Source organism: Akkermansia muciniphila (genome assembly GCF_040616545.1).
Classification (GTDB): Bacteria; Verrucomicrobiota; Verrucomicrobiia; order Verrucomicrobiales; family Akkermansiaceae; genus Akkermansia; species Akkermansia muciniphila_E.
Map to the genome: position 1 here is coordinate 2,443,239 of NZ_CP156688.1, position 26,831 is coordinate 2,470,069.

At 59.5% G+C, this 26,831-nt stretch carries 20 protein-coding genes, 1 tRNA gene and 1 pseudogene; 15 read left to right on the plus strand and 7 right to left on the minus strand.

What is annotated here, in order from left to right; translation table 11 throughout:
- The first annotated feature begins 161 nt into the window (after window positions 1-161).
- Both ABGM91_RS09935 and ABGM91_RS09940 read left to right on the plus strand, forming a co-directional pair.
- Window positions 162-1,238 carry a P-loop NTPase gene (locus tag ABGM91_RS09935; RefSeq protein ID WP_354831970.1) on the plus strand — a complete coding sequence of 359 codons (1,077 nt, stop codon included), beginning with the start codon at window positions 162-164 and terminating at the stop codon, window positions 1,236-1,238.
- 168 nt (window positions 1,239-1,406) lie between these two features.
- Complete coding sequence (locus ABGM91_RS09940; RefSeq protein ID WP_290566496.1) at window positions 1,407-2,756, plus strand: MATE family efflux transporter; 1,350 nt, start codon at window positions 1,407-1,409, stop codon at window positions 2,754-2,756.
- Window positions 2,757-2,780: 24 nt separating this feature from the next.
- Here the strand turns inward: ABGM91_RS09940 and ABGM91_RS09945 are convergent, their stop codons facing one another.
- Complete coding sequence (locus tag ABGM91_RS09945; protein ID WP_354831972.1) at window positions 2,781-3,344, minus strand: hypothetical protein; 564 nt, start codon at window positions 3,342-3,344, stop codon at window positions 2,781-2,783.
- A gap of 342 nt (window positions 3,345-3,686) precedes the next feature.
- Here ABGM91_RS09945 and ABGM91_RS09950 point away from each other — a divergent pair, with 342 nt between their 5' ends.
- The 7 genes and pseudogenes from ABGM91_RS09950 (at window position 3,687) to ABGM91_RS09980 (ending at window position 11,019) form a co-directional block, all read left to right on the plus strand.
- Entirely contained in the window at window positions 3,687-4,781 is a 1,095-nt protein-coding gene (locus tag ABGM91_RS09950) for a sugar kinase (RefSeq protein ID WP_354831974.1), read from the plus strand.
- Window positions 4,782-4,800: 19 nt separating this feature from the next.
- Window positions 4,801-5,970, plus strand: a pseudogene (gene uxuA, locus ABGM91_RS09955) (mannonate dehydratase); the annotation flags it as partial.
- Entirely contained in the window at window positions 5,959-6,801 is an 843-nt protein-coding gene (locus tag ABGM91_RS09960) for an SDR family oxidoreductase (RefSeq protein ID WP_354834856.1), read from the plus strand. The pseudogene uxuA and the gene ABGM91_RS09960, both read left to right, overlap by 12 nt.
- 18 nt (window positions 6,802-6,819) lie before the next feature.
- A complete protein-coding gene (uxaC, locus tag ABGM91_RS09965) occupies window positions 6,820-8,217 on the plus strand; it encodes a glucuronate isomerase (RefSeq protein ID WP_354831977.1) in 1,398 nt (465 codons plus the stop codon).
- Window positions 8,218-8,220: 3 nt separating this feature from the next.
- A complete protein-coding gene (gene eda / locus ABGM91_RS09970) occupies window positions 8,221-8,865 on the plus strand; it encodes a bifunctional 4-hydroxy-2-oxoglutarate aldolase/2-dehydro-3-deoxy-phosphogluconate aldolase (RefSeq protein WP_354831980.1) in 645 nt (214 codons plus the stop codon).
- 19 nt (window positions 8,866-8,884) lie between these two features.
- Window positions 8,885-10,165: an MFS transporter gene (locus ABGM91_RS09975; protein WP_354831982.1), complete on the plus strand. Its 1,281-nt coding sequence runs from the start codon at window positions 8,885-8,887 to the stop codon at window positions 10,163-10,165.
- A 149-nt stretch (window positions 10,166-10,314) separates the two neighbouring features.
- The gene (locus ABGM91_RS09980; RefSeq protein ID WP_354831985.1) at window positions 10,315-11,019 is read left to right on the plus strand and encodes a hypothetical protein; all 705 of its coding nucleotides are present in this window, start codon (window positions 10,315-10,317) and stop codon (window positions 11,017-11,019) included.
- 110 nt (window positions 11,020-11,129) lie between these two features.
- Here the strand turns inward: ABGM91_RS09980 and ABGM91_RS09985 are convergent, their stop codons facing one another.
- Window positions 11,130-12,650: a pyruvate carboxylase subunit B gene (locus ABGM91_RS09985; protein ID WP_290566557.1), complete on the minus strand. Its 1,521-nt coding sequence runs from the start codon at window positions 12,648-12,650 to the stop codon at window positions 11,130-11,132.
- A gap of 106 nt (window positions 12,651-12,756) precedes the next feature.
- Window positions 12,757-14,211, minus strand: coding sequence for a cardiolipin synthase (cls, locus tag ABGM91_RS09990; protein WP_354831987.1), 1,455 nt, complete (start codon window positions 14,209-14,211; stop codon window positions 12,757-12,759).
- Window positions 14,212-14,344: 133 nt separating this feature from the next.
- Here cls and ABGM91_RS09995 point away from each other — a divergent pair, with 133 nt between their 5' ends.
- Both ABGM91_RS09995 and ABGM91_RS10000 read left to right on the plus strand, forming a co-directional pair.
- Window positions 14,345-15,160: a thymidylate synthase gene (locus ABGM91_RS09995; protein ID WP_354831990.1), complete on the plus strand. Its 816-nt coding sequence runs from the start codon at window positions 14,345-14,347 to the stop codon at window positions 15,158-15,160.
- 21 nt (window positions 15,161-15,181) lie between these two features.
- Window positions 15,182-15,652, plus strand: coding sequence for a dihydrofolate reductase (locus ABGM91_RS10000; protein WP_354831993.1), 471 nt, complete (start codon window positions 15,182-15,184; stop codon window positions 15,650-15,652).
- A gap of 94 nt (window positions 15,653-15,746) precedes the next feature.
- On the opposite strand, the gene ABGM91_RS10005 is transcribed toward ABGM91_RS10000, so the two are convergent.
- The 4 genes from ABGM91_RS10005 to ABGM91_RS10020 all read right to left on the minus strand — a co-directional run bounded on the left by ABGM91_RS10005 (window position 15,747) and on the right by ABGM91_RS10020 (window position 23,032).
- The gene (locus tag ABGM91_RS10005) at window positions 15,747-18,110 is read right to left on the minus strand and encodes a glycoside hydrolase N-terminal domain-containing protein (protein ID WP_354831996.1); all 2,364 of its coding nucleotides are present in this window, start codon (window positions 18,108-18,110) and stop codon (window positions 15,747-15,749) included.
- A 196-nt stretch (window positions 18,111-18,306) separates the two neighbouring features.
- A complete protein-coding gene (locus ABGM91_RS10010; protein ID WP_354831999.1) occupies window positions 18,307-21,414 on the minus strand; it encodes an efflux RND transporter permease subunit in 3,108 nt (1,035 codons plus the stop codon).
- Between the two features lie 7 nt (window positions 21,415-21,421).
- Window positions 21,422-22,555: an efflux RND transporter periplasmic adaptor subunit gene (locus ABGM91_RS10015; RefSeq protein WP_215427830.1), complete on the minus strand. Its 1,134-nt coding sequence runs from the start codon at window positions 22,553-22,555 to the stop codon at window positions 21,422-21,424.
- A gap of 6 nt (window positions 22,556-22,561) precedes the next feature.
- Window positions 22,562-23,032 carry a MarR family transcriptional regulator gene (locus ABGM91_RS10020; protein ID WP_215427828.1) on the minus strand — a complete coding sequence of 157 codons (471 nt, stop codon included), beginning with the start codon at window positions 23,030-23,032 and terminating at the stop codon, window positions 22,562-22,564.
- Window positions 23,033-23,264: 232 nt separating this feature from the next.
- Between ABGM91_RS10020 and ABGM91_RS10025 the strand changes: the two genes are divergently transcribed.
- The 4 genes from ABGM91_RS10025 to ABGM91_RS10040 all read left to right on the plus strand — a co-directional run bounded on the left by ABGM91_RS10025 (window position 23,265) and on the right by ABGM91_RS10040 (window position 26,820).
- Window positions 23,265-23,342, plus strand: a tRNA-Asp gene (locus tag ABGM91_RS10025).
- 490 nt (window positions 23,343-23,832) lie between these two features.
- Window positions 23,833-24,834 (plus strand): dihydroorotase, encoded by a 1,002-nt coding sequence (gene pyrC / locus ABGM91_RS10030; protein ID WP_354834859.1) that lies wholly within the window; start codon window positions 23,833-23,835, stop codon window positions 24,832-24,834.
- A gap of 91 nt (window positions 24,835-24,925) precedes the next feature.
- Window positions 24,926-25,555: an MBL fold metallo-hydrolase gene (locus ABGM91_RS10035; RefSeq protein WP_180972535.1), complete on the plus strand. Its 630-nt coding sequence runs from the start codon at window positions 24,926-24,928 to the stop codon at window positions 25,553-25,555.
- Between the two features lie 62 nt (window positions 25,556-25,617).
- On the plus strand, window positions 25,618-26,820 hold the full coding sequence (locus tag ABGM91_RS10040; protein ID WP_215427826.1) for a DEAD/DEAH box helicase: 1,203 nt from the start codon (window positions 25,618-25,620) through the stop codon (window positions 26,818-26,820).
- Window positions 26,821-26,831: the final 11 nt, after the last annotated feature.

A 26,831-nucleotide genomic window follows, 5' to 3' on the forward strand; every position in this document is an offset into this window, starting at 1 on the left:
GCAAAAAGTCGTATTGTCTGAATTAGGCGTTGTCAAAAATAAAAAAGGGAGTATTTTTGCTTCCCGGTTTTGCCGTCCCCCTATCTCTGTATTCCGGCGCATGCTGCGTTCCGGAGGCACGGGGGCGGAATGTTTATGGCAACCACTAGTATTTCAGACACATGACGACACAACAGGAATTGACTCCGGAGCTGATACGGGCCGCGCTGACCACAGTTAAATTCCCGGGTTTCAGCCGCGACATCGTATCCTTCGGGCTGGTGAAGAAGATCGACATTGACGCTGAAAACAACGTCACGATTGATTTGGTGATTGAGAGCAAGAATGCGGATATCCCACGTTACATTTTTGAAGGCGTTCACGGCGTAATGAAGCATCTGCCCGGCGTAAAGCATTGTGACGTCAATATTGAACACAAAGCTCCGGAAACTAAAAAGGGAGTCAATGACGACCCCTCCACCTGGAAATCCTCCGTTCCCGGCGCCAGGCACGTGATCGCCGTTGCCTCCGGCAAGGGCGGGGTGGGCAAATCCACCGTTTCCGCAAACCTGGCGGTGGCCCTGAGCAAGCTGGGCTATTCCGTGGGCCTGGTGGACCTGGATATTTACGGCCCCTCCATGTCCCTGATGTTCGGCACCAAGGAACGGCCCGGAGCCAATGAGAATGACGAGTTCCTGCCCGTCACGGCGCATGGCGTAAAACTGCTCTCCATGGGGCTGCTGATCAATGAGGCTGATCCCGTGGCCGTGCGCGGCCCTCTGGCTACCCGCTACGTGCAGCAGTTCCTGCGCAATGTGGAGTGGGGCGGCGTTGATTTCCTGATTCTGGACCTGCCTCCCGGTACGGGGGACATTCAGTTGACCATTGTGCAGACGGCCGAACTGGACGGCGTGGTGGTGGTAACCACCCCGCAGGAGGTCGCGCTGATTGACGCCCGCAAGGCCATAGGCCTCTTTGAACGGGTGAAGACCCCCATTCTGGGTGTGATTGAAAACATGAGTTATTTCCAGTGCCCCTCCGACGGCAAGATTTACCACATCTTTGGCGAAGGCGGGGGCGAACGGGAGGCGGCCAAGCTGGGCGTTCCCCTGCTCGGCAAGATTCCGCTGGATATTTCCACCCGCGCCGGGGGGGACGAAGGCCGTCCCGTGGCCCTGGAAGACCCTGAAAAGAACCCGGTTTCCGCCGCGTTCCGCCAGGTGGCTGAACAATGCGCCCGCGTGGTGCTTGACCGCTGAATGCCCGGACGGGGCAGGAGGCCCCGGTCCGGTTGACACCCTTAACCTTAAAGCCGGGTTGGAGCCTGCCGCTCCGGTCCGGCTTGTTTGCCGGAATATTACGGCTCCTTGAAGGAGGAACGCATGGAAGGAAAGAAAGAAATGAATAAGACGTGGAATTTGAAGGAGATGAAGAAACTGATACCGCTGGCCCTCCCGGTGCTGGTGGTCAACCTCTCCATTGTGGGCATGGGGGCGGTGGACGCCATTGTAGCCGGGCGCGCCGGCGTGACGGACATGGCCGCCGTGGCGCTGGGGTCTTCCGTGTACCTGCCTGTGGCGCTGTTCGCCTGCGGCGTGCTGATGATCATCGGCCCCGTGATTGCCAACATGCGGGGGAAAAGCCATGAAAGCCGCGTGGGCTACATGACCAACCACGGCCTGTGGCTGGCGCTGATGCTCAGCCTGGTTTCCATGCCGGTCATTTATGTGTTGAGAAACGTGTTCGGCTGGATTTCCGATGACGTCGCCATGTGCCAGATGGCTTCCGCCTACATGTTCGCCATCATGTGGGGGCTTCCCGCCAACCTGGGATTTGTGGCCCTCAAGAGCCTGAATGAAGGCTCCAACATGACCCGGCCCGCCATGTACGTGGGGTTGTGCGGCCTGCTGCTCAACATTCCGCTGAACTACATCTTCGTCTTCGGCCTGTACGGGTTTCCCCGCATGGGCGGCGCGGGGTGCGGTGCGGCCACGGCAGTCATTTTCTATATTGAATTCCTGCTGATGTTTTTGCTGGTTTACCTTAATCCCAAGCACAGGCCGTACCGCAGGCACATCGTTTCCTGGCGGCGCCCCACGCCTTCCGTCATCACCCACCTGATGCGGCTCGGCGTGCCGATCGGCGTTTCCCAGTTGTGCGAGGTGATGCTCTTCTGCGCGGCCGCGCTGGTGCTGGCCCCCCTGGGAGAAACGCAGGTGGCGAGCCACCAGATCGCCGGGAACGTGGGCGGCCTGGTCTTCATGCTACCGCTCTCCGTAGGGCTGGCGGCCTCCATCCGCGTAGCGTACCACCACGGCAGGAAGGACCTGGCGGGCACCAAATCCGCCGTCCTGTCCTCTTATGTGCTGGTGATGACCATCTGCCTGTGCACGTTTGGCGGCATCACCCTGTTCCGGGAGCAGATCGTTCACCTGTATAATGACTCGGAACTGATTGTCAGCACGGCTTCCGTCCTGCTGATTCTGGCGGCCGCCTACCAGCTTCCGGACTGCCTGCAAGTGCTCTCCGTCGGCGTGCTCAGGGGATTCCGGGACACGGCTTCCATCACCATTATCACCTTCTTCTCCTACTGGATTGTCGGCTTCCCGGTGTGTTACATCCTGGCCCGTACGGACTGGATTGTCCCGGCCATGGGCGCGCGCGGCATCTGGACGGGATTCATCATCGGCTTGTCCGTGGCGGCGGTGCTCCTGCTCTGGCGCGTAAGGCGCACCACCCGGCGGGAATTCGCCCTGATGAGGCAGGAAGGGGAATAGCCCGGGAAGGAAAACAGTGTTCCATCAGGAAGGGGTAATTCCCTTCCTGATTCTGTTTTTCAGCAGGTCTGCAACTTCTCCTGGTTGCGGTACGTCATTAATAATGAAGTTCCTGCGCCTGCTGTATCCCAGAATGAGATGGCCTGTGCCATCCCTGTTCAATTTCTGGTGCACGTATTTCAATTTATGGATGGGATAGGTCCGCACTGTTTCCGTGATGAACAGAGTGTTGGGCTTGATGATGGTGATCAGCCGCCGGTTTGTCACGGCATAGAGGCTGTTCCTTCTGCGCGGACGTTCCAGCCACGGGGACGCCAGAAAGTTAATTAAGAAAATCAGGAGGACATAGGAGACGGGAAGTGATACCAGGAGCAGAAACAGGAACGCCAGGCCTGAGTGTGACCATACCCATCTTATTCCGGTAATGAACACGGCCAGTAGCATGCAGCCTTGCAGCAGCCGTTTTACGACGGTCCAGGTCCAGAGGCGTTCTTCCGGATGTGCCATCCACAAGATTTCCTCTCCCGGCTGAAGCTTGCTGGACAGAATTTTTTCCGGGGAATGGATGGGGCGGGGATGGCGGCTCACGGCAGGATTGTATACAGAAAGAGGAGGAGCCGTCAAACAGCCTGTCAGTTAAGGCATTGATTCATTCGTGGAAGGAACTGCCGGAGGAGAACCGTGGAAAGGTGTGATTTCCATTTTTTGAAGGTTGAAGGCCGGGAAGCGGGGAGAACGTGAAAGGTTGCGCAGCGTTGGGCGGGATGAAGAATATTCTCCGGGGATGTTCGGCAAAGTCATTTTCCGCGGGTTGGAACGGTTTCAATAACAATATTCTGCCCCATATCTGGTCTTTTTCTGCCGTTTTCCCTTGTGGAGAAAAACAGTTCTTTTATACTGAACGGAATCCGTACCGTTTAAGATTTTTGTATGTCGTTAATTATTAAATCAGAACAGGAATGCCGCTGGGACATCGCCTCCCTGGGTGAAGTAATGTTGAGACTGGACCCCGGAGAGGGGCGCATCCATACCACCCGTTCCTTCCGCGTGTGCGAGGGCGGAGGGGAATACAACGTGGCCCGCGGGCTGAGGCGCTGCTTCAGGATGCGCGGGACCATCGTCACCGCCATTTGCGACAACCCGGTGGGGCGTTTGCTGGAAGACTGCATGCTCCAGGGTGGCCTGGACCTGGATTACGTAGCCTGGAAGCCGTTTGACGGCATTGGCCGCGACTGCCGCGTAGGCTTGAATTTTACGGAGCGCGGCTATGGCGTGCGCGCCGCCGTGGGCTGTTCCGACCGAGGCCTGAGCGCCGCCTGCCAGATGAAGCCCGGAGAGGTGGACTGGGACGCCCTGTTCGGCAGGCACGGCGTGCGCTGGTTCCATACCGGCGGAATTTACGCGGGCCTTTCGGAGACGACCAGCGCCGTGGTGCTGGAAGCCGTGCAGGCCGCCCGCAGGCACGGGACCGTCGTTTCCTACGACTTGAATTACCGTCCCTCCTTGTGGAAGAGCATCGGGGGGCAGGCCCGCGCGCAGGAGGTGAACCGGGCCATCGCGCCCTTTGTGGACGTGATGATCGGCAATGAGGAAGACTTCCAGGCTTCCCTGGGGCTCTCCATTGAAGGGAGCACGGAGGATTTTTCCCATATTGACCAGAACTCCTACCGGCAGATGATCCGCCGCGCCGTGAAGGAGTTCGGCTTCAAGGCCGCGGCTACCACGCTGCGCGTGGCCCGTACGGCTACGCTGAACGACTGGGCGGCCATGTTGTATTACGACGGCGAATTTTATGATTCCATCTCCTTCCCGAATCTGGAAATCCTGGACCGCGTGGGCGGCGGGGATTCCTTTGCCTCCGGCCTGATTTACGGACTGATGTCCGGCAAGGGCCCGCAATACGCCGTGAACTGCGGCTGCGCCCACGGCGCGCTGGCCATGACCACTCCGGGGGATACCTCCACGGCCACGCTTGCGGAAGTGGAAAAAGTGATGAAGGGCGGAACCGCCCGCGTGGACCGTTAACCCTTCAATTCTTCCTGACATGATTGAAAGCTGGAGATGGTATGGTCCAAGCGACCCGGTGACGTTGAGGGGCATTCGCCAGGCCGGAGCCGCGGGCATCGTGACGGCCCTGCATGAAGTGAAGTGCGGTGAACTCTGGACGCGGGAGGCGGTGGCCGAACGCGCGCGGATGGTTGAAGAGGCCGGGATGAAATGGGTGGTGGCGGAAAGCATCGCGGTCCATGAAGACATCAAGACGCGTTCCGGGAACTGGAAGCATTACCTGGAGGTTTACAAGCAAAGCCTCCGCAACCTGGCCTCGGAAGGCGTGAAGGTGGTGTGCTACAATTTCATGCCCGTGCTGGACTGGACGCGTTCCGACCTGGCTTTTCCGTTGGAGGACGGCAGCAGCGTGCTGAAGTATGACGCCGTCCGCGTGGCCGCCTTTGACCTGTTTATTCTGGAAAGGGCAGGGGCCGCGGACGATTATCCGCCGGAAACGGTGGCGCACGCCCGCGAACTTTTCCAGTCCATGGACGGGGACGCCCGCAAGGCGCTGGCGGATTCCATCCTGCTGGGGCTCCCTGGCACGGTGGACGACCTGACGCCGGAGCAGTTCCGGAAAATGCTCCAACGCTACGAAGGCATTGACGATGCTCAATTGCGCCGGAACCTGTACCTCTTTCTGAATGAAATCATGCCCGTGTGCGAAGAAACGGGCATCCGCATGGCCATCCACCCGGACGATCCGCCGCGGCCCATCTTCGGCCTTCCCCGCATCATGAGCGATGAGGAGGACATGCGCCGGCTGGTGCGGGAGGTTCCCTCCATGCATTCCGGCTTCACGCTCTGCACCGGCTCTCTGGGCGGCCTGTACTCCAACGCGCCGCACCTGCTGATGGAGGAGTTTGCGGACAGGGTGTATTTCGCCCATTTCCGCAATACGGTATTTGACGCGGACCATGAAAGCTTCCGGGAATCCGGTTCCCACCTTTGCGGCCATACGGACATGGCCTATGCCATGCAGTGCCTGCTGGACGAGGAAGCCCGGCGCAAGACCGCGGGATGGCCGGAATGGCGCATTCCGGTGCGCCCGGACCACGGCAAGCTGATGGACATTGACCTGGAGAAGAATTGCTACGCCGGGTATTCCTACGGTGGCCGCGTGATCGGCCTGGCGGAACTGCGCGGCCTGGCGATGGGGCTTCAATCCTTCCGCCCCTTGGCGGGAAAAACCGCCGTCGTGACGGGAGCCGCAGGCGTGCTTTGCTCCGTGATGGCCCGGGACCTGCTGAAGGCCGGGGCCAGTGTGGTGCTTCTGGGCCGTACCCGTTCCAAACTGGAAGAGCTCCAGCGGACGCTGGCGGGGGACGGGCTGGGCCGCACGCTGGTGCTGGCCGCGGACGTGCTGGACAAGGCCGCTCTGGAACAGGCCTGTTCCCGTGTGAAAGAAGCGTGGGGAAGGCTGGATATTCTGGTGAACGGCGCGGGAGGCAACGATCCGCGCGGAACCAGTCCGGCGGAGCAGTGCACGCCGGACACTCCGGCGGACCAAGGCTTCTTCGGCATGGACATGGAGGGCTTTGAATACGTGAACCGCCTCAACATGATCGGCACCATTCTGCCTTCCCAGGTCTTCGGGGAACTGCTGGCTGCTTCCGGCGGGTGCATCGTCAACATCTCCTCCATGGCCGCCTTCCAGCCTCTGACCAAGGTAGGCGCGTACGGGGCCGCCAAGGCCGCGGTGGACAACTTCACCAAGTGGCTCGCCACGCACCTGGCCCCGCTGGGCGTCCGCGTGAACGCGATTGCGCCCGGCTTTTTCATCACGGAGCAGAACCGCTTCCTGATGATGGAGAAGGACGGCGCAACCCCCACGGCGCGCGGGAAAAAGGTGCTGGCCAAGACGCCCATGCACCGTTTCGGTGAGCCGGAGGATCTCTGCGGCGCGCTCCGCTTCCTGGTCTCTCCCTCCGCCTCCTTCGTAACGGGCGTCATCATTCCCGTGGACGGGGGCTTTCTGGCCTATTCCGGAGTATAACCGCCAACGCTTGCCGCCATGTTTATCAACGACGATTTCCTGCTGGACACCCCCCAGGCGAAGACGCTTTTCCATGAGTACGCGGAGGGGCAGCCGATCATTGACTACCATTCCCACCTGGACCCCGCCGCCATTGCGGACAACCGCCAGTTCTCCAACATCGCCCAGCTCTGGCTGGACGGGGACCATTACAAATGGCGCGCCATGAGGACGAACGGGATTCCGGAACGCCTCTGTTCCGGAGACGCTCCGGACCGGGAGAAGTATGACGCCTGGGCGGCTACGGTGCCGCGCCTGCTGCGCAACCCCCTGTACCACTGGACGCATCTGGAACTGCGGCGCCCGTTCGGCATTTCCGGCATTCTGTTCAGTCCGGAGACGGCGGACGAGGTGTGGAAGAAAACCTCCTCCATGCTTCAGTCCGGAAAAATGGGCGCACTGGACATCCTGAAAAGGATGAACGTGGAAACCGTCTGCACCACGGACGATCCCTGCGACGATCTCTCCGCCCACCGCAGGCATGCCGCTTCCGGGGATTCCGTCAAGTTGCTTCCCACCTTCCGCCCGGACAAGGCGCGCGCCGTCCATCAGGGCAGCGCATGGCGGGAATGGGTGGGCCGCCTGGAACAGGCCTCCGGCATGGAAATACGTGATTTAGCCGGTTTCCGGAAGGCGCTTGCCTCCAGGCATGACTTTTTTGCGCAGCACGGCTGCAAGCTCTCGGACCACTCCCTGGAAGCGTTTGACGGGGAAAGCCTGTCCGGGGAAGAAGCCGCGGCCCTGTTCGCCTCCGCCCTTCAGGGCGGTGACATCGCCTCCGGGGATGCCGCCCGTTTCTCCAATTACCTGATGGACTTCTTCGCGGAGCTGGATTCCGGTAAAAACTGGGTGCGCCAGCTTCATGTGGGCGCCCTCAGGAACCCGAACGGAGCTGCCCTGCGGGACCTGGGGCCGGATACGGGATTTGACGCCATTGCGGATTTCACCTACATCGCCCCGCTCGCGCGCCTGCTGGACCGTTCCGCTCAAAAGGGAACCCTGCCGCGCACCATCCTGTACAATCTCAATCCGCGGGACAACGCCGCCCTGGCCGTGCTCTGCGGCAGTTTCCAGGACGGCGTCACGGCCGGAAAAATGCAGTACGGAGCCGCCTGGTGGTTCCTGGACCAGATGGACGGCATGACCCTCCATCTGGAAACCCTCAGCCAGCTCGGGATGCTCTCCCGCTTCGTGGGCATGCTGACGGACAGCCGCAGCCTGTTGAGCTACACGCGGCATGAATACTTCCGCCGCATCCTGTGCCGCATCCTTGGGCGTGACATGGCCCGGGGCCTGGTTCCGGACGATATGGAGATGATAGGCTCCATGGTGGCGGACATCTCCTACCGCAACGCCAAACAATATTTCAACTTTTAAACCATGAAGACACTGCTGGAAAAATTATCCGCCATCAAGCTTGTCCCCGTCGTCGTCATCCATGACGCGGACAAGGCCGTACCCCTTGCCAAAGCCTTGCTGGACAACGGCTGCGGCTGCATGGAAATCACGTTCAGAACGCCCGCCGCCGCGGAATCCATTGCCCGCATTTCCCGGGAAGTTCCCGGAATGCTGGTGGGCGCGGGAACCCTGCTGACGCCGGAACAGGCGGAGGCCGCCCGCCGGGCCGGGGCTTCCTTCGGCGTGGCTCCCGGCTTTGATCCCCAGGTGGTGAAGGCTGCCGTGGGGAGGGATTTCCTGTTTGTCCCGGGCGTCTCCACCGCCTCGGAAATGAGCCAGGCCCTTTCCCTGGGCTGCCTGTTCCAGAAGTTTTTCCCGGCGGAGGCCGCGGGCGGCGTCAGGATGCTTAAATCCCTGCTGGCCGCGTTCCGCCATACGGGCGTGCGCATCATGCCCACGGGGGGCATCAACGCGGGCAACATCGGCTCCTGGCTGGAAATCCCGGAAGTGGCCGCCTGCGGCGGTTCCTGGATTTGCGAATCTCCCCTCATTGAGGCCGGGGACTGGGAGGAAATAGGCAGGCGCACGCGGGAAGCCCTGAAGGCCTTGCAGACCAGCTCCATCTAACCACCAACTGCGTTTACCTATGCTCCAGGAACAACCCAGGCAGGACTCCTTCCGGTGGATGATTCTCTTCATGCTCTTTGCAGCGACGACAATCAACTACCTGGACCGCCAGATTCTCTCCATCCTGAAACCCATTCTGGATCATGAACTGGGCTGGACGGACGCCCAGTACGGCATGATCATGTCCATCTTCCAGGCTTCCTATGCGGTGGGCCTGACCATGTTCGGGTGGATTATCGACAAATACGGCGCGAGGATGGGCTTTGCCATTTCCATCATCTGGTGGAGCGTGGGCGCGCTTTCCCATGCCTTTGCCGTAGGCGTCAAATCCATGGGCCTCAGCCGCGTTATTCTGGGCCTGGGGGAAGGCGGCAACTTCCCGGCAAGCATCAAGACGGTGACCAACTGGTTCTCCTCCGGGGAACGCGTGTTCGCCACCACCCTGTTCAATTCCGGCGCGAACGTGGGGGCGCTGGTGGCTCCGGCCACCATCCCGTTCATTGCCGCCGCGTGGGGGTGGCAGTCCGCTTTCATTGCCGCCGGCGTGCTCGGCTTTATCTGGGTGGTGTTCTGGCTCCGGATGCCTAAAAATCCGCGCGTGAAGCTGGCGGAGGAATCCGCCGCCCTGGCGCAGGCGGAAAAGGAGGAAGCCAGGGCCTCCATCCCGTGGAGGAAATTGCTGGCTTACAGGCAATCCTGGAGCCTCATCCTCGTGCGCTTCCTGACGGACCCCATCTGGTGGTTCTTCCTCTTCTGGCTGCCTGATTTCTTCAGCAAGCACTTTGGCTATAACATCAAGGAATCCGCCCTCCCGCTGATTGTCATTTACGCCCTGGTGACCGTACTGAGCATTCTGGGGGGCACCCTGACCAAATTCCTGGCAAACCGCGGGTGGAGCCTGAACAAGGTCAGGAAAATCTCCATGCTCATCTTTGCCTGCTGCGTGGTTCCCGTGATCTTCGTCCAGTACTTTGACATGTGGACCATCGTAGCCGTATTGGGGCTGGCGGGAGGCGCGCACCAGGCGTGGTCCGCCAGCGTGTACACGCTGGGTTCCGATATGTTCCCGAAGTCGGACGTGGCGTCCATCACCGGCCTTTCCGGCATGGCGGGGCAGATCGGCAGCGTGCTGTTCCAGACGGCGGTGGGCCTGACCCTGTCCTGGTTCGCCGCGCAGGGCAATGCCTCCCATGGGTACGACATCATCTTCATGGTCTGCGGAAGCGCCTACCTGGCGGCATTCGTCATCTTCAGCCTGATCATCCCCAACATCAAGATGGTGGCTCCCGGAGAAAACTGATCTTTCAGGGCATTTTCTTTCCACGGGATGGATACGGCGTCCCGGAAAGTGAACATGCCCGGAGGCATGGCGGAGCGTGAATCCGGGGCCTTCCGGAGATGTAATGACGGCGTGCGGGAAATGAATCCCCACGCCATCATTATTGAATTATGTCTATTACAGTTACCACTCCGGAAGGCCGGAACGTTGAATTCAAGGACCAGCGGGGGCCGACCTGCGGCCTTTACGCCCTCTCCTTTGTCCTGGAATATCTTTATGATATTAAAATCCCCGCCACGGCAGACGGGGACAAAACCAGGGAATCCCTGAGAAGCAGATTTAAAAAGGACGGGAAAACCGTTATTGGAGAATTATATGAAGCTACTCCGGCCATGGCGGATTATATCAAGACTCTGGAGGCCGCCAAAATCAATTGCCAGTCTGTTCCATGTGACGTCACCGCCATCATTGAAACGCTGAATGGCGGAGGCCTCTGCATGATTCCTTTCTGCGTGGACGCCTCCGGCAACCCCGATAATTCAGGAATTCACGCTCATTGGTGTGTTGTGCAGAAGAATGTGGCCCATGCGTCCATGAAATTGGCGGACACCTTCCATTGGGGCGCAAAATTCCTATTTGACCTGGATGTTTTGCAAACCAGCAATAACGCCATTCAGGACGTGCCGGAATCCTGGTGGGGCAAAGACAAGGACAGCACCGCCCTGGAGTATTATTCCTGTGACTCGGAACAGAGCACGACGGCCGTTGATTCCCTAGGGGCAACCCATCAGCTCAAGCCCGGTTCCGTCAAGAAAATTCCGGCAACCGCCCTCAGCCAGAAGCTGGCTGGACAGATGCTGGTTTTTACCAAGTAGGTTAGCGCCGCAGCGGATGGATTTTCAGGAATCCGTAAACGGAAAACGGGCGGTCCCTTTCATGTAGGGGACCGCCCGCAAGTGGTTTTATCCGGATGTTCCGGAGATTTTTAGCCGACGCGTTCCACCTTTACGGAGTGGGCCTGGCCGTTGATGACGATGGTCAGGTCACGGGAGCCGGAGGGGCCGCTTACCTGGGCGGTGATGCCGTTATCAATGACGGTCATGGACGGCGCAGTTGCGGGTGCCGGGGCGGGAGCGGTATTCACCTGCACGGGGGCTTCTTCCTTCGGTTCCGGCTTCTTGTAGAAGTCTTCCACCTGCTGCGGGAACATGGCGTAAATCACGCAGTGTTCGTCGTCCGTGGGAAGTCCCTTTTCCGCAAGCTTCTTGCGCAGGTCTTCCATGCCGGGCTTGATCAGGTCCGCCGGGCGGCAGGTGATCGGTTCCTTGCCCATCTTTTCCGCGCAGAGCTTCTGCACTTCCGGGTCTACCGGGGCCGGGGTGCGGCCGTAGTAGCCCAGGGCGATGTCCGCCGCCTGGGGCGTGATGTTCTTCCAGCGGCCGAACTTGACGTTCAGCATGGACTGCACGCCCACAATCTGGGAGGTGGGGGTGACCAGCGGAATCCAGCCCAGGGCCTTGCGGACCACGGGGATTTCCGCGAACACTTCTTCAAACTTGTCTTCCATGCCCTGTTCCTTGAGCTGGGTGCGGAAGTTGGAGAGCATACCGCCGGGCACCTGGTAGCGGAGCGTGTCGGAGTCCACCACCTCGTTGCGGTGGGAGGTGAACTTGCCCAGGCTTTCATAGACGGGCTTGAGCATTTCGGAAACTTCAATCAGCTTGTCCGTATCGTAATCCGGCTTGCGGGGATTGCCGTTCAGCAGGGCGAGCATGCGCAGGCAGTCCGGCTGGCCCGTGCCGTTGGCGAAGGGGGAGATGGAAACGTCGCAGGCGTCCACCCCGGCGTCAATGGCGCTGAGGTAAGTGGAGGCGCCGAGGCCCGCGGTGTCATGCGTGTGGATCCAGACGGGGATGTTCAGGTCCTTCTTCAGGGCGCTCACCAGTTCATGGGTGACATACGGGGGAATGAGGCCGGCCATGTCCTTGATGACGATGGCGTCCGCCCCCATGTCCGCCAGTTCGCGGCCCATGTCCACGAAGCTCTGCGTGGTGTGCACGGGGGAGGTGGTGTAGCAGATGGTGCCGTGGGCCTGGGCTCCGGCCTTCTTGGCGGCGCGGATGGAGGTTTCCATGTTGCGCGGATCGTTCACGCAGTCGAAAATGCGGAAGATGTTCATGCCGTGCTTGGCGCTCATGGCCACGAAGGCTTCCACCACGTCGTCCGCGTAGTTGGTGTAGCCCACGATGTTCTGGCCGCGCAGGAGCATCATGTGCGGCGTCTTGGGGGCGGCCTTCTTCAGGGCGTCCAGGCGGTCAAAGGGCCACTCCTTCAGGAAGCGCAGTCCGGCGTCAATAGTGGCGCCGCCCCAGGTTTCCAGGGCGCTGAAGCCCATGGAGTCCAGAATGGGGGCGATGGGCAGCATGTCTTCCGTCTTCATGCGGGTAGCTGCCAGGGACTGGTGCCCGTCGCGCAGAACGGTGCAATTGAATGTAACAGGATTCATTATTTAGTTAACTATTGTTAAAAATTGAAGAGGTGGCTTCTTGAGGTTGATTTTCTCACAGCCTCCCTTTCAGGTCAAGCGTACAACAGCGGATTCACCGGAAGAACTACTGGACCGGAGCCATGAGCCGCGCCAGGTTGCAGAGCATCTTGAAGCCCAGGGATTTGTTGTTGTAATCCTCCAGGGATTCTCTTTTGGAGGAGGAAAAATCCTTCTCCAGCATGGCTTTCACCTCCGCGCAGGCGGAGGGGGAATGGAGGACGGCCGTGATTTCAAAATTCAGGGCCAGGGAACGGTTGTCCAGGTTGGCGGTGCCCACGGTGGCTATGTCGTCGTCCATCAGGATCACCTTCTGGTGCAGGAACCCCTTCTGGTAGGCCCAGACCTGGATGCCGTACGTATCCAGATCCCGCAGGAAGGTGAAGGAGGAGAGCTTCACCAGGATATGATCCGCCCGCTCCGGGCGCAGGATGCGCACGTCCACATTCCGCAGGGCGGCGGCCTGGAGGGCGGCCATGACCCCTTCGTCCGGAACGAAATAGGGGGTGGAGATCCAGAGCCTTTCCCGGGCTCTGTTCGCCAGGGCGATGATCGCGGTTTTCCAGGCGGGAATGACGTCTGCGGGGCCGGAGGGCAGGATGAGCACGGTTTCATCCTCCCGCTGGGGAGTGATCTCCCAGCAGAGGCGGGGAAGGGAGGAGGGGCCGCATTTCAGCATGGCCCAGTTCCAGTCTTCCAGAAAGCTGATCTGCGTCTGCTGGACGGAAGGCCCCTCAAGCTGGACAAACGTGTCCCGCCAGTAGCCCAGAGCCCCCTTGCCCAGATACTCCCGCCCGATGTTCATGCCGCCGATGAAGGCGGTGGTCCCGTCCACCACCACCAGCTTGCGGTGGTTGCGGAAGTTCAGCCGCAGGATGTTGCTCAGGAAATGGCGTTTCCCGTTGAAAGGCTCAATATTCACTCCTGCCCTGCGCAGGGCGGAAATGTAGCCGGGGGGGAGTTTGTGGGAACCGATTTCATCATACAGCACGTAAATGCGGATGCCGTCCCTGGCGCGTTCAATCAGCAGGTCTTTCAGGTTCTGCCCTACGGAATCATTCTTGATGATGAAGAATTCAATCAGAATGTAATGCTCCGCCTTTAGAATAGCGTCGTAAATGCGCGGGAAGGCGTGGTCCGCGTCAATAAGCAGGCGGCAGGAATTGCCGCGGCAGACGGGCAGGCGCACGATGTTGGAAAGCGTGTGCATGATCTTTCCGGCCGTATCGGAAGCATGGACGGCATACGGAGCCATGCAGTTCGTGATTTTGTCCGTCAGTTCCCCCCATGTGGATTCGGGGTCCGTCTGTTTCCGCCGCGTTTCCACATACCCGCTGAACCTCCGGCGCCCCAGGATCAGGTAAAAGGGAACCGCTATGTACGGAAAGGCCAGCAGGGAGATGAGCCACGCGATGGTTCCCTGCGGCGTGCGCGTGTGGAGCAGGGCCGGAATGAGGCAGAAGGCGCCTGCAATGTGGCAGAGGGCGGCAAATCCCAAATATGGCTCTTCAGGGATGATCATGGAAAGGAAACCGGAAAAAATAGGGAAGGAGGAAACAGTGAAAAGGCTGGCTTTTGAGGCTGGAGATGATACTAAAGTGGCGCATGCTCGTATTATCACGGGTCCAGTAATTAGAAAAGCGTAATTTAAGGGGATGAAGCAGTATTTGGCACTTTTGGAGGATGTTCTGACCAACGGGATGGGGCGGGAAGACCGCACCGGAACGGGCACCATCGGCGTGTTCGGGCGGCAGAGCAGGTATGACCTGCGCGACGGATTCCCATGCCTGACCACCAAGAAGCTCCACCTGCGCTCCATCATTTACGAACTGCTCTGGTTCCTGAAAGGGGAGACCAACATCAAGTTCCTGAAAGACAACGGCGTCAGCATCTGGGATGAATGGGCTGACGAGAACGGGGAACTGGGGCCCGTATACGGCGCGCAATGGCGCTGCTGGCCGGGGAACGACGGCAAGCCCATTGACCAGATTGCCAGGCTGATTGACGGTCTTAAGAACAATCCGTGGTCCCGGCGCCACATCGTCAGCGCGTGGAACGTGGCCCTGGTGAATGACATGGCGCTCCCTCCGTGTCATTCCCTGTTCCAGTTTTGCGTGATTCCCGCCCAGCCGGGGGAAGAGAAGCACGGGCTTTCCCTCCAGCTTTACCAGCGCAGCGCGGACCTCTTCCTGGGGGTGCCGTTCAACATAGCCTCCTACGCTTTGCTTTTGCTCATGGTGGCGCAGGTATGCGGGTATGAGGCGCGGGAATTCATCCATACCTTCGGGGACCTGCACCTGTACCGGAACCATCTGGACCAGGCGCGGGAACAGCTCTCCCGCACGCCGCGCCCCCTGCCGGTCATGAAACTCAACCCGGAGGTGAAAACCATTGACGGGTTCCGGTATGAAGATTTTGAACTCGTGGGGTACGATCCCCTGCCGCACATCAAGGCGCCCATTTCCGTTTAACCTTCCATCCTTTCATTCATCATGTCCCAGCCCGTCACCTACACAGGAGTGGTCGCCATGGCTCCCGGCCGCGGCATCGGCTACCGGGGAACTTTGCCCTGGCACCTGCCGGACGATCTCAAGACCTTCAAGCGCATCACGACGGGCCATCCCGTGCTGATGGGCCGCAAGACCTATGAGAGCATCGGTAGGCCCCTCCCCGGCAGGCAGAACATCGTGCTGACCCGTGACCCAGCCTGGACGGCGGAAGGGGTGCAGGTGATCCATTCCGTGGAGGAACTGGAACGTCTGGAACTGATGGACCCGGAGGTGATGGTCATCGGCGGGGCGGAAATCTTTTCCCTGATGATGCCGTTCATGTCCCGCATGTGGGTTTCCAAAGTGAAGGAGGAATATCCGGCGGACACCTTTCTCCCCCCGTTTGAGGACAAGCTGAAGCACGGTTCCCTGAAGGAACGGTTTGAAGGCTTTGACCTGTTTCTTTATGAGTGAGGAGCCTGTTTGCGGCGTTTAACCAACAGGGCGGCCGTGGGCCGTCCTTGCCGGAGGAATAATGGAGCTGCGCGGAAAACCGCGCCTGCACTGTTCATTTCCCTGCCGTGTTCGGGTAAGGCGGTTGAAAGCTTATATGTACCTTGTCTCCCGTTTTCAGGACCATGTCCTTCTTCTTGCCCTGATGCATGAAACGGAATTTACCCGGGCGCGAGGCCGTTGCTGCGGCCGTGATGCGGCCGTTTTTCCATGACAGGTCAACGGTAAGGCCCCCGCGGGTACGGAGCCCCGTAGCGGAACCCTCCGCCCATGAGTCCGCCAAGGCCGGAGCAAGCAGGATCACGCGGTAGCCGTTCTGCTCAATCTGGCTCTGAACCAGGCACTGGGCCAGGCCGGATGTCATGCCGAAGTTTCCGTCAATCTGGTAGGGCGGATGCATGTCGAACAGGTTGGGATTAATGTATTGCTTCAGCAGCGTGTAGATGCGTTCCTCCGCGTCGTTGCCGCAGCCGAGCGTGGCGTACATGTTGATCAGCCACGCCGTGCTCCAGCCGGTGCGTATGCCGCTTTTTCCGGCAAAGCGGCGGCGGTAGTCGGCTGACGCCCTGACGGCGGCGGCATATTTGGGGGTGTTGAGAACGTCCCATTCATTGCCGGGAAAGAGGCCGTAAAGATGGCTGATATGGCGGTGCCCCTTCTGGGCTTCCTCAAAAGGTTCCTGCCATTCCATGATGCGGCCGTCTTTTCCGATGGCCGGCTGGGGGATACGGGGCAGGAACTGGCGTGCTCTGGCCAGCGTGGGCGTGCTGACTCCCAGCTCCCGGCACGCAAGGATGTAATGGCGCAGGGATTCCCGGCCCAGCAGAAGGTCATGGGAACATCCGTTGGAGATGGAAAGGGAAACTTTTTTTCCGGTTTCGTCCTGGACTCTGAAGACGTTTTCCGGAGAGGTGGCGGGGCCGGAAATGTAGCGGCCCTTCTTGTCCTTCTGGAACCAGGACATGATGAACCGGGCATTGGACTCCAGAAGGGGAAGGCATTTTCTCAGGAATTCCCTGTCTCCCGTAAATCGGTAGCTGTCCATCAGGTGGGCGCAGGCCCATGCGCCGTTCATCAGGCTGGAAGCGGATTCCGGGGCGCTGCCGGAAAAGTAGGTGTTCTTCCAGCAGTCCACATTGTGCGCAAAGCAAAAACCGTCAAGTTTCAGAAAGCGGGCGAATTGTTCCCCGGAAGGCTGGAGGCTCAGCACAAAATCAAGGAAAGGGCGGTGGTACTCCCCGAGTCCGGTGACGTCCGTAGGCCACTGGTTCATCTGGCAGTTGATGTTCAGAAAGAAACACCCCCTCCAGGCGGCGTTGAGCTCTGGATTCCACAGCCCCTGCAAGCCGCAGGGCAATGCTCCGGGGCGTGTGTTGGCGAGGATGCAGTAGCGGCCGAACTGGAAGAGCTGTTCAACCAGGTCCGGGTCTTTGCCTCCTTGCTTGACCAGTTCGATGCGTTCGGGAGTGGTTTTCCCTGCAATTCCTGCGGGAGTGTCCCCGATGTCCACCTGGCAGCGCATCATGCGTTCTGAAAAATAGCTGGCCGTTTCCTGTTCAAGCTTCTTCCAGCCGGCCTTGGAGGCTGCCTCCAGGATGTTCCGGTTAAGGGCTTCGAGATCGTTTTTCAGGGGTGTATCCGGCTTCCGGCTGTTGTAATCTGTCTTGGTGGAGGAGAGAACGAGTAATTCTCTGCAATGGTCCGCCTTGAAAACGCCGTTATCCATGGAGCCTTTCCCGTCCAGAACCTGCACCTGGACGGTATTCTCAAAACGGGTTCCCCCGTTATGCCCCTGGCCCCGGAGCGTCCAGCCGTCTTTGGAGGGGGTGATGACGGATTTTTTATCCGGGTGGCGCAAGGTGAGGGTAAGGGTGCAGCCGCCGGGCCGGGAGCAGGTCACGCGGTAGGCGATGCAGTCCGTGCGCGGGGCGGCAATCAGTTCCGTCTTCAGCGCTCCGTCCGAAAAACGGACGTCCATCCGGGCCTTTCCATGCTTCATATCCAGCTTTCTGGAAAAAGAGGTGGAAGGCGGGAGATCCTGCCAATGGACATCAAGCAGCCCTCCCTGCTGGTAACTGCCGGAGACGGGCTGGTTCATGTGTATTTTTTTACGGAAGGTTTCTTCCGCCTTTTTATAATCCCCCCGGGCGCATAATTCCCTGGCCTCCTTCAGGGCTTCTGCGGCTCCCTCCCTGGGTTTGACCGGCTGCTTGGCAAAAATGCTTTCTTCATTGAGGACGAGAATTTCCGAGGGAAACTCTCCATAGGAGAGGGCTCCCAGCCTGCCGTTGCCCACGCCGTAGCCCTGCGTCCATATTTTCGCGGGTTCCCGGGCCGTGACTTCCATGGGGGCCGGGGCGGCGGAGACCTGGATGGCTGTTGGAACCAGGGCGATCAGGCTGGACAGAATCCATTTCATGGTTAAACATATTAATTCTGAAAGACAGGCAGGCAAGATAATAAGACCGGCATTCCTTCTCCGGATGCGGGGCAATCCTGCTGATTTTATGCGTGGTGTCATGGAAACGGTAGTTCATGCGGGCATAACTACCGGAAAAAAAGGGACGGAGCGGGCTGGCCGCTCCGTCCCCGGATGAGAAATTCCTGCGGTTCCGTCAATCCGCTTTACGGGTGAACAGGGCCTTCACCCATTCACGGTAGCGCTGGAACATGGCGTACAGCGCCGGAATGAACAGGATGCCCACCAGCGTGGCGAGAATCATGCCGTAGAAGGTGGAGATGCCGATGGCCTTGCGGCTGGCCGCGCCCGCTCCGGAGGCAATGACCATGGGGAACACCCCGATGATGAAGGAAATGGCCGTCATCATCACGGCGCGGAAACGCTGCCGGGCCCCTTCCAGGGCCGCCTCCTGGATAGGCACGCCGCGCTCCCGCTCCATCTTGGAGAACTCCACCATCAGGATGGCGTTCTTCCCGGCCAGGCCCACCAGCATCACCAGCCCAAGCTGGGCGTAAATGCTCAGGGGCGTGTTGCAGATGATCAGGCCGAGCAGGGCGCCCAGCAAGGCCACGGAGACGGAGACGATGACGGAAATGGGCACCGTCCAGCTCTCATACTGCGCCACCAGGAACAGGTAGCCGAAGAGCAGGGCCATGCCCATCAGCAGCACGATCTTGCCGTCATTCTGGCGTTCCTGATAGCTCATGTCCGTCCAGGTGATGGAATAATTCTCCGGCAGCGGAAGGGCCTCAATCTGGTTCATCAGCTCTCCGCTGCTGACGCCGGGCCTGGCCTGGGCGGTCACTTCCGCAGACATGAGCTGGTTGAAGCGGGATATCTGCCGCGGTCCGACCATGTAGGACAAGGTGGCTACGGAGCTGATCGGCACCATCTGGCCCTGGTCGTTCTGGATGTAGGTGTTCATGATGTCGTTGATGCTGGTGCGGTCCTCCGCCGCGGACTGCATCTTCACCTTGAACGTGTAGCCGATCAGGTTGAAATCATTAATGTACATGGAGGCCAGCTTGCTCTGAAGCGTCGTGAAAATGCGGTTCACGGGCACGTGCATGCTCTGCGCTTTTTCACGGTCAATGTTCAGGAAAAGCTGGGGCGTGTTCGCCTCATACGCGCTGCGGGCGAACATGGTGCCGGGGAGCTTGTTGATCTTGTCCAGCAGGTCGTTCGTCACGCGTTCCAGGTCCTTGGGCGTTTCCTCCCCGCTGGCCTGGAGCATGAAGGAGACGCCGCCCGTCAGGCCCAGCCCCATGATGGCGGGGGGGCTGAACACGGTGGCCTTGGCCGCCGGAATCTCATCGCACAGGATGGAGGCCTTCTGCATGATGGAATCCAGGGAAAGCTCCGGAGTCTTGCGTTTGTCCCAGGGGTCAAGCTGGGCGATGCACATGCCCAGGTTCTCCCCGTTGCCGCCCATGAAGCTGAACCCGGAAGTGGAGGAAACCTGGCGCACGCCGGGAATGCTCATGAGCTTCTGTTCCGCGCTGCGCATGGCCTGTTCCGTGCGGCCCAGCGTGGCGCCCGGCGCCAGCTGGATGTCGCAGAAAACGGTGCCTTTGTCTTCCGGGGGGAGGAAGGACTTGGGAACGGTCTCAAACAGCTTCCAGTTGCCGACCAGGACGGCGGCCAGCAGAATCAGCGTGAGCCAGGCGCGGCGCACCATGATGCCGGCGCATTTGATATAGCTCTTGCGCGCCCATTCCAGCGTGGCGTTGAAGGGGCGGAAGGGGCTGAACCTGCTCTGCTTCTTCTTTTTCTTCTTCAGCAGCAGCACGCACAGGGCGGGGCTGAGCGTCAGGGAATTGATGGCGGAAAGGCACAGGGCCACGCACATGGTCACGGAGAACTGCATGTAAATGTTCCCCACCATGCCGCCGAAGAAGGCGATGGGCACGTAAATGGCCACTGTCACCAGCGTGGTGGCGATGATGGCCCCCGTGATCTGGTGCATGCTCTTCTTCGTAGCCTCCTCCGGGGACAGGTCCTCCGTCTCCAGAATGCGCATGGTATTCTCCACCACAATGATGCCGTCGTCCACCAGGGAGCCGATCACCAGAATCAGGCCGAACATGGTCAGCACGTTGATGGAAAAGCCCAGAGGCAGCAGGATGGCGAAGGTGCCGATCAGGGAGACGGGAATGGCGAGCGCCGGAATAAGGGTGGCGCGCCAGTCCTGAAGGAACACGTACGTGATGCCCACCACCAGGATCAGGGCGATGATGAGCGTTTCCACGATTTCCGCCATGGTGGCGGAGATATACTGCGTGGGGTCGTAGCTGACGACGTAGCTCACGCCGTCCGGGAAGCGTTCCTGCAACTTCACCAAGGTATCCTTCACGCCGTTCATGGCTTCCAGGGCATTGGCGTCGTCCAGGCGGTATACGGCCATGTTCACGGAATCCTCCCCGTTGTTGCGGCTGCTGCCCGTGTAGGTTTCCGCTCCCAGCTCAATGCGGGCGATGTCGTCCAGCCGGGTGACGTGGCCGTCCTGCCCGGTGCGGACGATGATCTTGCTGAACTCCTCCACGGTTTGAAGCCGTCCGGTGACGTTCACCTTATACTGGATGAAATTGTTTTCCCCTTCCGAGCCGATGGACCCGGCGGCGGCCTGCACGTTCTGCGCCTTGATGGCGTTGGATACGTCCTCCGGCGTAATGTTCAGGGCGGACATGCGCAGGGCGTCCAGCCAGATGCGCATGCTGTAATTCTTTTCCGGCATCAGGTTGACGGCGGAGATGCCCGGCACGCGGGCAATCTCATCCTTCACCCTGGACTTGACGAAGTTGTTCAGCTCCAGGGAGCTCATGCTGGTGGACCGGAAGGCGAAGAACCCCAGGATGTCCGAGGAGCGCTTCCGTATCTTGATGCCCTGGTCCGTTACCTCCTTGGGCAGCTTGTACTCCACCCGCTTCAAGGCGTTCTGGACGTTCACCATGTTGATGTCCGAGTCCGTGCCGCTCTTGAACGTCAGGGAAAGGGAATAACCGCCGGTGTTGTCAGACTTGGAGGAGAAATAAAGCAGGTTCTCCAGCCCGTTGAGTTCTTCCTCAATGGGGGAGGCCAGCGTCTCCATCACCACCTGGGCGCTCGCACCCGTGTAGGTGGCCTGCACGTTGATGCTGGTGGGGGCGATTTCCGGATACTCCGCAATGGGCAGCTGCTTCAGGCAGATGCCGCCCGCCAGAATCATCAGGATGGCGATGACGATGGCGAATTTGGGGCGTTTGATAAACAGGTCCGCAATCATGGAAGAATCAGTTTTGAGCGGAATACACCGGATTCACCTTGGCGCCGGGGCGCACCTTGTGCATGCCGTCGATGATGATGACTTCCCCTTCCTTCACGCCGGAGCTGAAGCACTGTTCATTATTGACCGTATTGCCCAGCGTGACGTCGCGGCGTTCCACCACGCCCTGGTCATTCACCACGTAAACGTAGCTCTTGTAGGCGTCATGCATCACGGAGGAAATGTTGGCCGCCGGGAAGCGGTCCACATTCTTCTTGGAAAGATTCACCGTGACCACGCCGCCGGGCGTCAGCACGTCTTCCGGATTGGGGAACTTGGCCCAGACGTTCAGGGTGTCCGTAGTCGGCTGGACGGTATTGTCCGTCATGAAAACGGTGCCCGGCTGGTCGTACGCCTTGCCGTTGGCAAGGTTGACGGACACCAGGGCCTCCTTCTTCATCTTCTCCTGGGTGCCGAACAGGGAAAGGAAATCGCGTTCGCTGATGGGGAACTTCACGTACACCTCGTCAATGCCCGTGATGGTCACCAGGGAACCGGAGGTGGGAGTGATGTAGTTGCCCGTGGAAAAAGTGACGCGGCCCGTGCGGCCTGTGATGGGAGCCGTGAGCTTGGTGTAATTAAGGTCGTCCTTCGCTACCGTGATGGCGGCGTCTGCGGACTGTATCTCCGCTTCCAGGGCGTGCATGGTGCTCTTGGCGTTTTCCACCGTATCCATGGAAACGGACTTGGAGGCCAGCAACTTGTTATAGCGTTCAAAGCTGTTCCTGGCGTAAAGCAGCTTGGCTTCCAGCTGGGCCTTCTTGGCTACCGCTTCCTCCACGGCCGCCTTGTAGCGCGTGTCTTCTATCTCGAAAAGGAGGTCTCCCTTCTTCACCACCTTGCCTTCCCGGAAACGGGTGGCGACGATGTTGCCGGAAACGCGGGGCTGTACGGTCACCCGGTCAATGGACTCCACCTGGCCGATGTACTTTTTGTTCACCGCGCTGTCGATGGCGGTCGCTTTCTCGACAAGTACGGTGCTCGGCTTGGCAACTTTTCCCGGGGCGCCCTGGGAGTAACCCGGCGTCAGGAGGGAAAAAAGCAGGCCGGAGGCGGCCAGCAGGCGGAGGGGAACCTTCCGTTCATGCGTGTATTTTTTCATATGGCGTTATTGATGGTAAACGTGGTTGTAAAGGGTATTCAGCGTGCGGCAGAAATTTTCCCTGTCCTCCTCCGTCAGGATGCTGAACAGGGACTCCAGCCGTTTCTTCATGCCGTTGCGGAGCTGGTGGAACTTGGATTCCCCTTCCTCGGAAAGGCGGATGCACAGGGAGCGCCTGTCCCGCGGATTCTCCTTGCGGTCAAACAGGCCTTTCTTCACCATGCTGTCCACCAGCAGGGAGGTGGAGGGGACGCTCATGCGGAGATGGTGGGCCAGCGTTTTCAGGGGAATGCCTTCATGGCGGTCCGTCATCAGCCGGTTCAGGGCTCCTAGGGCTTCCATCTGGCGGACGGAAAGCCCCATGATCTTCTGGTAGTGGTTCTGGTCCACTTCATTCAAATTATCCCTTTTAAACTGATAGAGAATGGTTTCAAATTTATGAACGGAAGTGGTGATATCCACGGCAGGTTGAAGCATGTGGCTGTTATGTCAAAACTTGTTAACTGTTGTCAAACTAAAACAAATAATGTTGAGGATTTGTTACTGTTTTTTAATAATCGGGAAAATGAAAGCTCCTATTCCATTACCATACAAACCGCCGGCAGTTGCGAAAGTTGCAAAAAAAGTCTTTTTCTCTTGTCACTGGAGATAAAGGCATGTATAAGCATCCCCGTCCTCGCCGCAAGGCACGGACAGCATCCAAGGTCAGGGAGCGGTAGCTCAGTTCGGTTAGAGCGCCAGCCTGTCACGCTGGAGGTCGCGGGTTCGAGCCCCGTCCGCTTCGCCACCTTGTTCAAGAGAATAGCCGCCTCCGGGCGGCTTTTTTGTGCCCGGGGCTATCCGGTTCACTGGAATTTGTCCGTTCCACCATTTTTTCCCAGAGCGCGTCCGGCTGGGAGTGAAGGCCTTCCCGATCTTCACATGAAAAACAATCCACGGCATGTAGAGGACATGTTCACTTTTTCATTACGGTCAGGAATTTGTAAGGAGCAAGGGGCCCTTGCTCCAGCAGCACGGCCATCAGGAATCACGGGGAGGGGACAATACCCGCGGTTTGCATAAAAGGCATCCAGATGGGAGCGGAGGTTTGGTTAGCGCCTCTTTCAGATTCACTCACCCCGCAGGCTTCAAGCTTTGCTTTCCGTCCAACCGGGCGTGCCCGGTTTCCCGGTCTTCGCGTGAAATGCTCCTTTCTTTTCCTTTCGGAAAAATCACTCCTTCCCGCGGAGCAGGGGACCATGCTTGATTTCACAACTCCCTTCCTGCATGATGCCCGCATGATTTTGGAACTGCACTCCCCGCTGGACATGCACCTTCACCTCAGGGACGGCGATATGCTGAAACTGGTCGCTCCCCTGAGTTCCGCCTCCTTTGCCGGGGCGGTCATCATGCCCAACCTGGTTCCCCCCGTGGCGGACGCGGATGCGGTGCAGGCCTACCGCCGGCGTGTGGTGGACGCGTGCGGAGGCGACGTCTTCCAGCCGTACATGACGGCCTTCTTCCGCTCCTACACGGAAGGGGAGCTGGCCCGGCTCAGGGAACTGGTCTTCGGCATCAAGCTGTACCCGGCGGGAGCCACCACGAACAGTGATGGAGGCGTGAAGGCCATGAAGGATGCGGAAGCCACCATGTCCATCATGCAGGAAATGGGCATTCCGCTGCTGGTGCACGGTGAAAGCCACGGATTCGTGATGGACCGGGAAGCCGAATTCCTGGACGTTTACCGGGACCTGGCCGCGCGCTTCCCCAGGCTGACCATCTGCATGGAGCACATCACCACCGCGTCCGCCGTGCAGCTGCTGGATGAATTTGAAAACCTGACGGCCACGGTAACCCTCCAGCACCTGCTCATCACGCTGGACGATGTGGCCGGGGGCATGCTCCGCCCCCATCTCTTCTGCAAGCCCATCGCCAAAAGGCCGGAAGACCGGGAAGCCCTGCTGAAAGCGGCTCTCTCCGGGCACCCGCGCCTCATGTTCGGCAGCGACTCCGCCCCCCATCCCATCCACGCCAAGGAAGCGTGTGGATGCGCCGCCGGCGTGTTCACCGCCCCCATTGCTTTGCCGCAACTGGCGGCCCTCTTTGAAAAGCATGATGCCCTGGACAAGCTTCAGGGGTTCGTTTCCGGCCATGCCTGCGCCGTGTACGGACTGACGCCGCCCGCCAAAACGGTGCGCCTGCAACGGAAGGAAATGCTGGTGCCAGACGCCTATGAAGGGCACGCCCAGAAAGTGGTGCCGATGGATGCCGGAGACGTCATTCCCTGGAGCCTGATGTAACGGGCTCTTCCGGCGGAAGATGACAGAACGCATTTTCAGGAAACCGTCTTTATACTGGATATTCCGGACGATCCGGCTACAATCCCTGCTCATGGATCGGATTCGCGTTTACACGGGTGGAGTAGCTTCCTGTAATGGTTATCTCTTCAAGACGAAGGATAACACTTACGTGGCGGTGGATGCTCCGTCCGGCTTCGCGGACTGGATATACTCCAAGAAACCCGATATCATCATTACGGATCTGCTCATCACCCACCAGCACTTTGACCATGTGGAGGACGCCTGCCGCATGCGCCAGATCTTCGGCTGCCGCATTCATGCCGGACAGCCTTACAGTGAAGACCTGACGCTGGAAAAAATGGCGCGGGACGCCTGGGGTCTTCCCCTCAACGTTCAGCCGTTTGTGGTGGATGAAGTGCTTACGCAGAACATTCACACGGCGGACTGGGGCGGCCTGCTGTGGCATCTGCACCAGGTGCCGGGGCACTCTCCGGACAGCATCGTTTACGACCTCCCGGATGAAGGAATCATGTTCGCGGGGGACGTCATCTTTGCCGGTTCCATCGGGCGCACGGACCTTCCGGGCGGAAACCTGCGGCTGCTGAAGCAGGGCATTGAAACAAAAGTGCTCAACCAGCCCGCCACCACCAGGATTTTCCCGGGGCACGGCCCGTACACCACCGTGAAGAATGAACTGCTGACCAATCCGTTCATCTCCTGACCACGGCTTCTGCGCCCGTTGCGCGGTGGCCGTGCTTTATTTTTAGCAAGCATACAAGATCAATGTTATTTTCAGAATTAGGTTTATCGGAACCCGTCTTGAAGGCGGTGGAGAAATGCGGTTATGAACATCCCACCCCCATTCAGGAGCAGGCCATCCCCATCATTCTGGAAGGCCGGGACCTCATCGGAGCCTCCCAGACGGGAACGGGAAAAACCGCAGCCTTTGCACTCCCCCTGCTGACCAAGCTGAAACCCATGGGCCAGCCCCAGATTCTGGTGCTGGAACCAACCCGCGAACTGGCGGACCAGGTGGCGGAAGCCTTTGCCGAATACGGTGAATACACCGGCCTGAAAGTGGCCCTGCTGTACGGCGGCGTGGGCTACGGCAAGCAGACGGAAGACCTGAAAAACGGGGCGGACATCGTGGTGGCTACCCCCGGGCGCCTGGTGGACCACTTCTACCGCGGCACCATGCGCTTCGGAGAAGTCAAGGCCCTGGTGCTGGATGAAGTGGACCGCATGCTGGACATGGGCTTCCTCCCCATTGTCCGTAAAATCATCAACCTCTGCCCGTGGGAGGGCAGGCAGACCCTCTTCTTCTCCGCCACCATGCCTCCGGTCATCGCCGGATTTGCCAAATGGTGCCTCACGGACCCGGCGGAAGTGGCCATCGCCCGCCGGGAAGTGGCCGCTACCATCAACCACGCCATTTATCCGGTGGCCCTGGACCAGCGGGACGAACTGCTGCTGGGCCTCCTCAAGGGAACGGACTTCCATTCCGTCATGATCTTCACCCGCACCCGCAAGGAAGCGGACTCCGTATGCGGCATGCTGAAAACCAACGGCTACCGCGGGGAAGTGGCTGTCATGCACTCCGACATTCCCCAGAAGGAACGCATGGAAGCCCTCAAAGGCTTCAAGGGCGGTAAATATGACATTCTGGTGGCCACGGACGTGGCCGCGCGCGGCATTGACATCAGCGGCGTGACCCATGTCATCAACTACCGTGTTCCGGAAAATGCGGAAGACTACGTGCACCGCATCGGCCGTACCGGCCGTGCCGAAGCCACGGGGGACGCCTTCACCATCATGACGGCGGATGAAGTGGACTTCGCCACGGCTGTGGAAAACTTCATCGGGAAGCCCATTGAACGCAAAAAACTGGACGGCTTCGACTACACGTACACCGCCCTGCTGGAAGACGAGCCCGTCAAATCCGTCCGCAAAGTCAAGCACGCGAGCCCCAAACGCCGCAGGCGCTAAAGGGGGCGGAC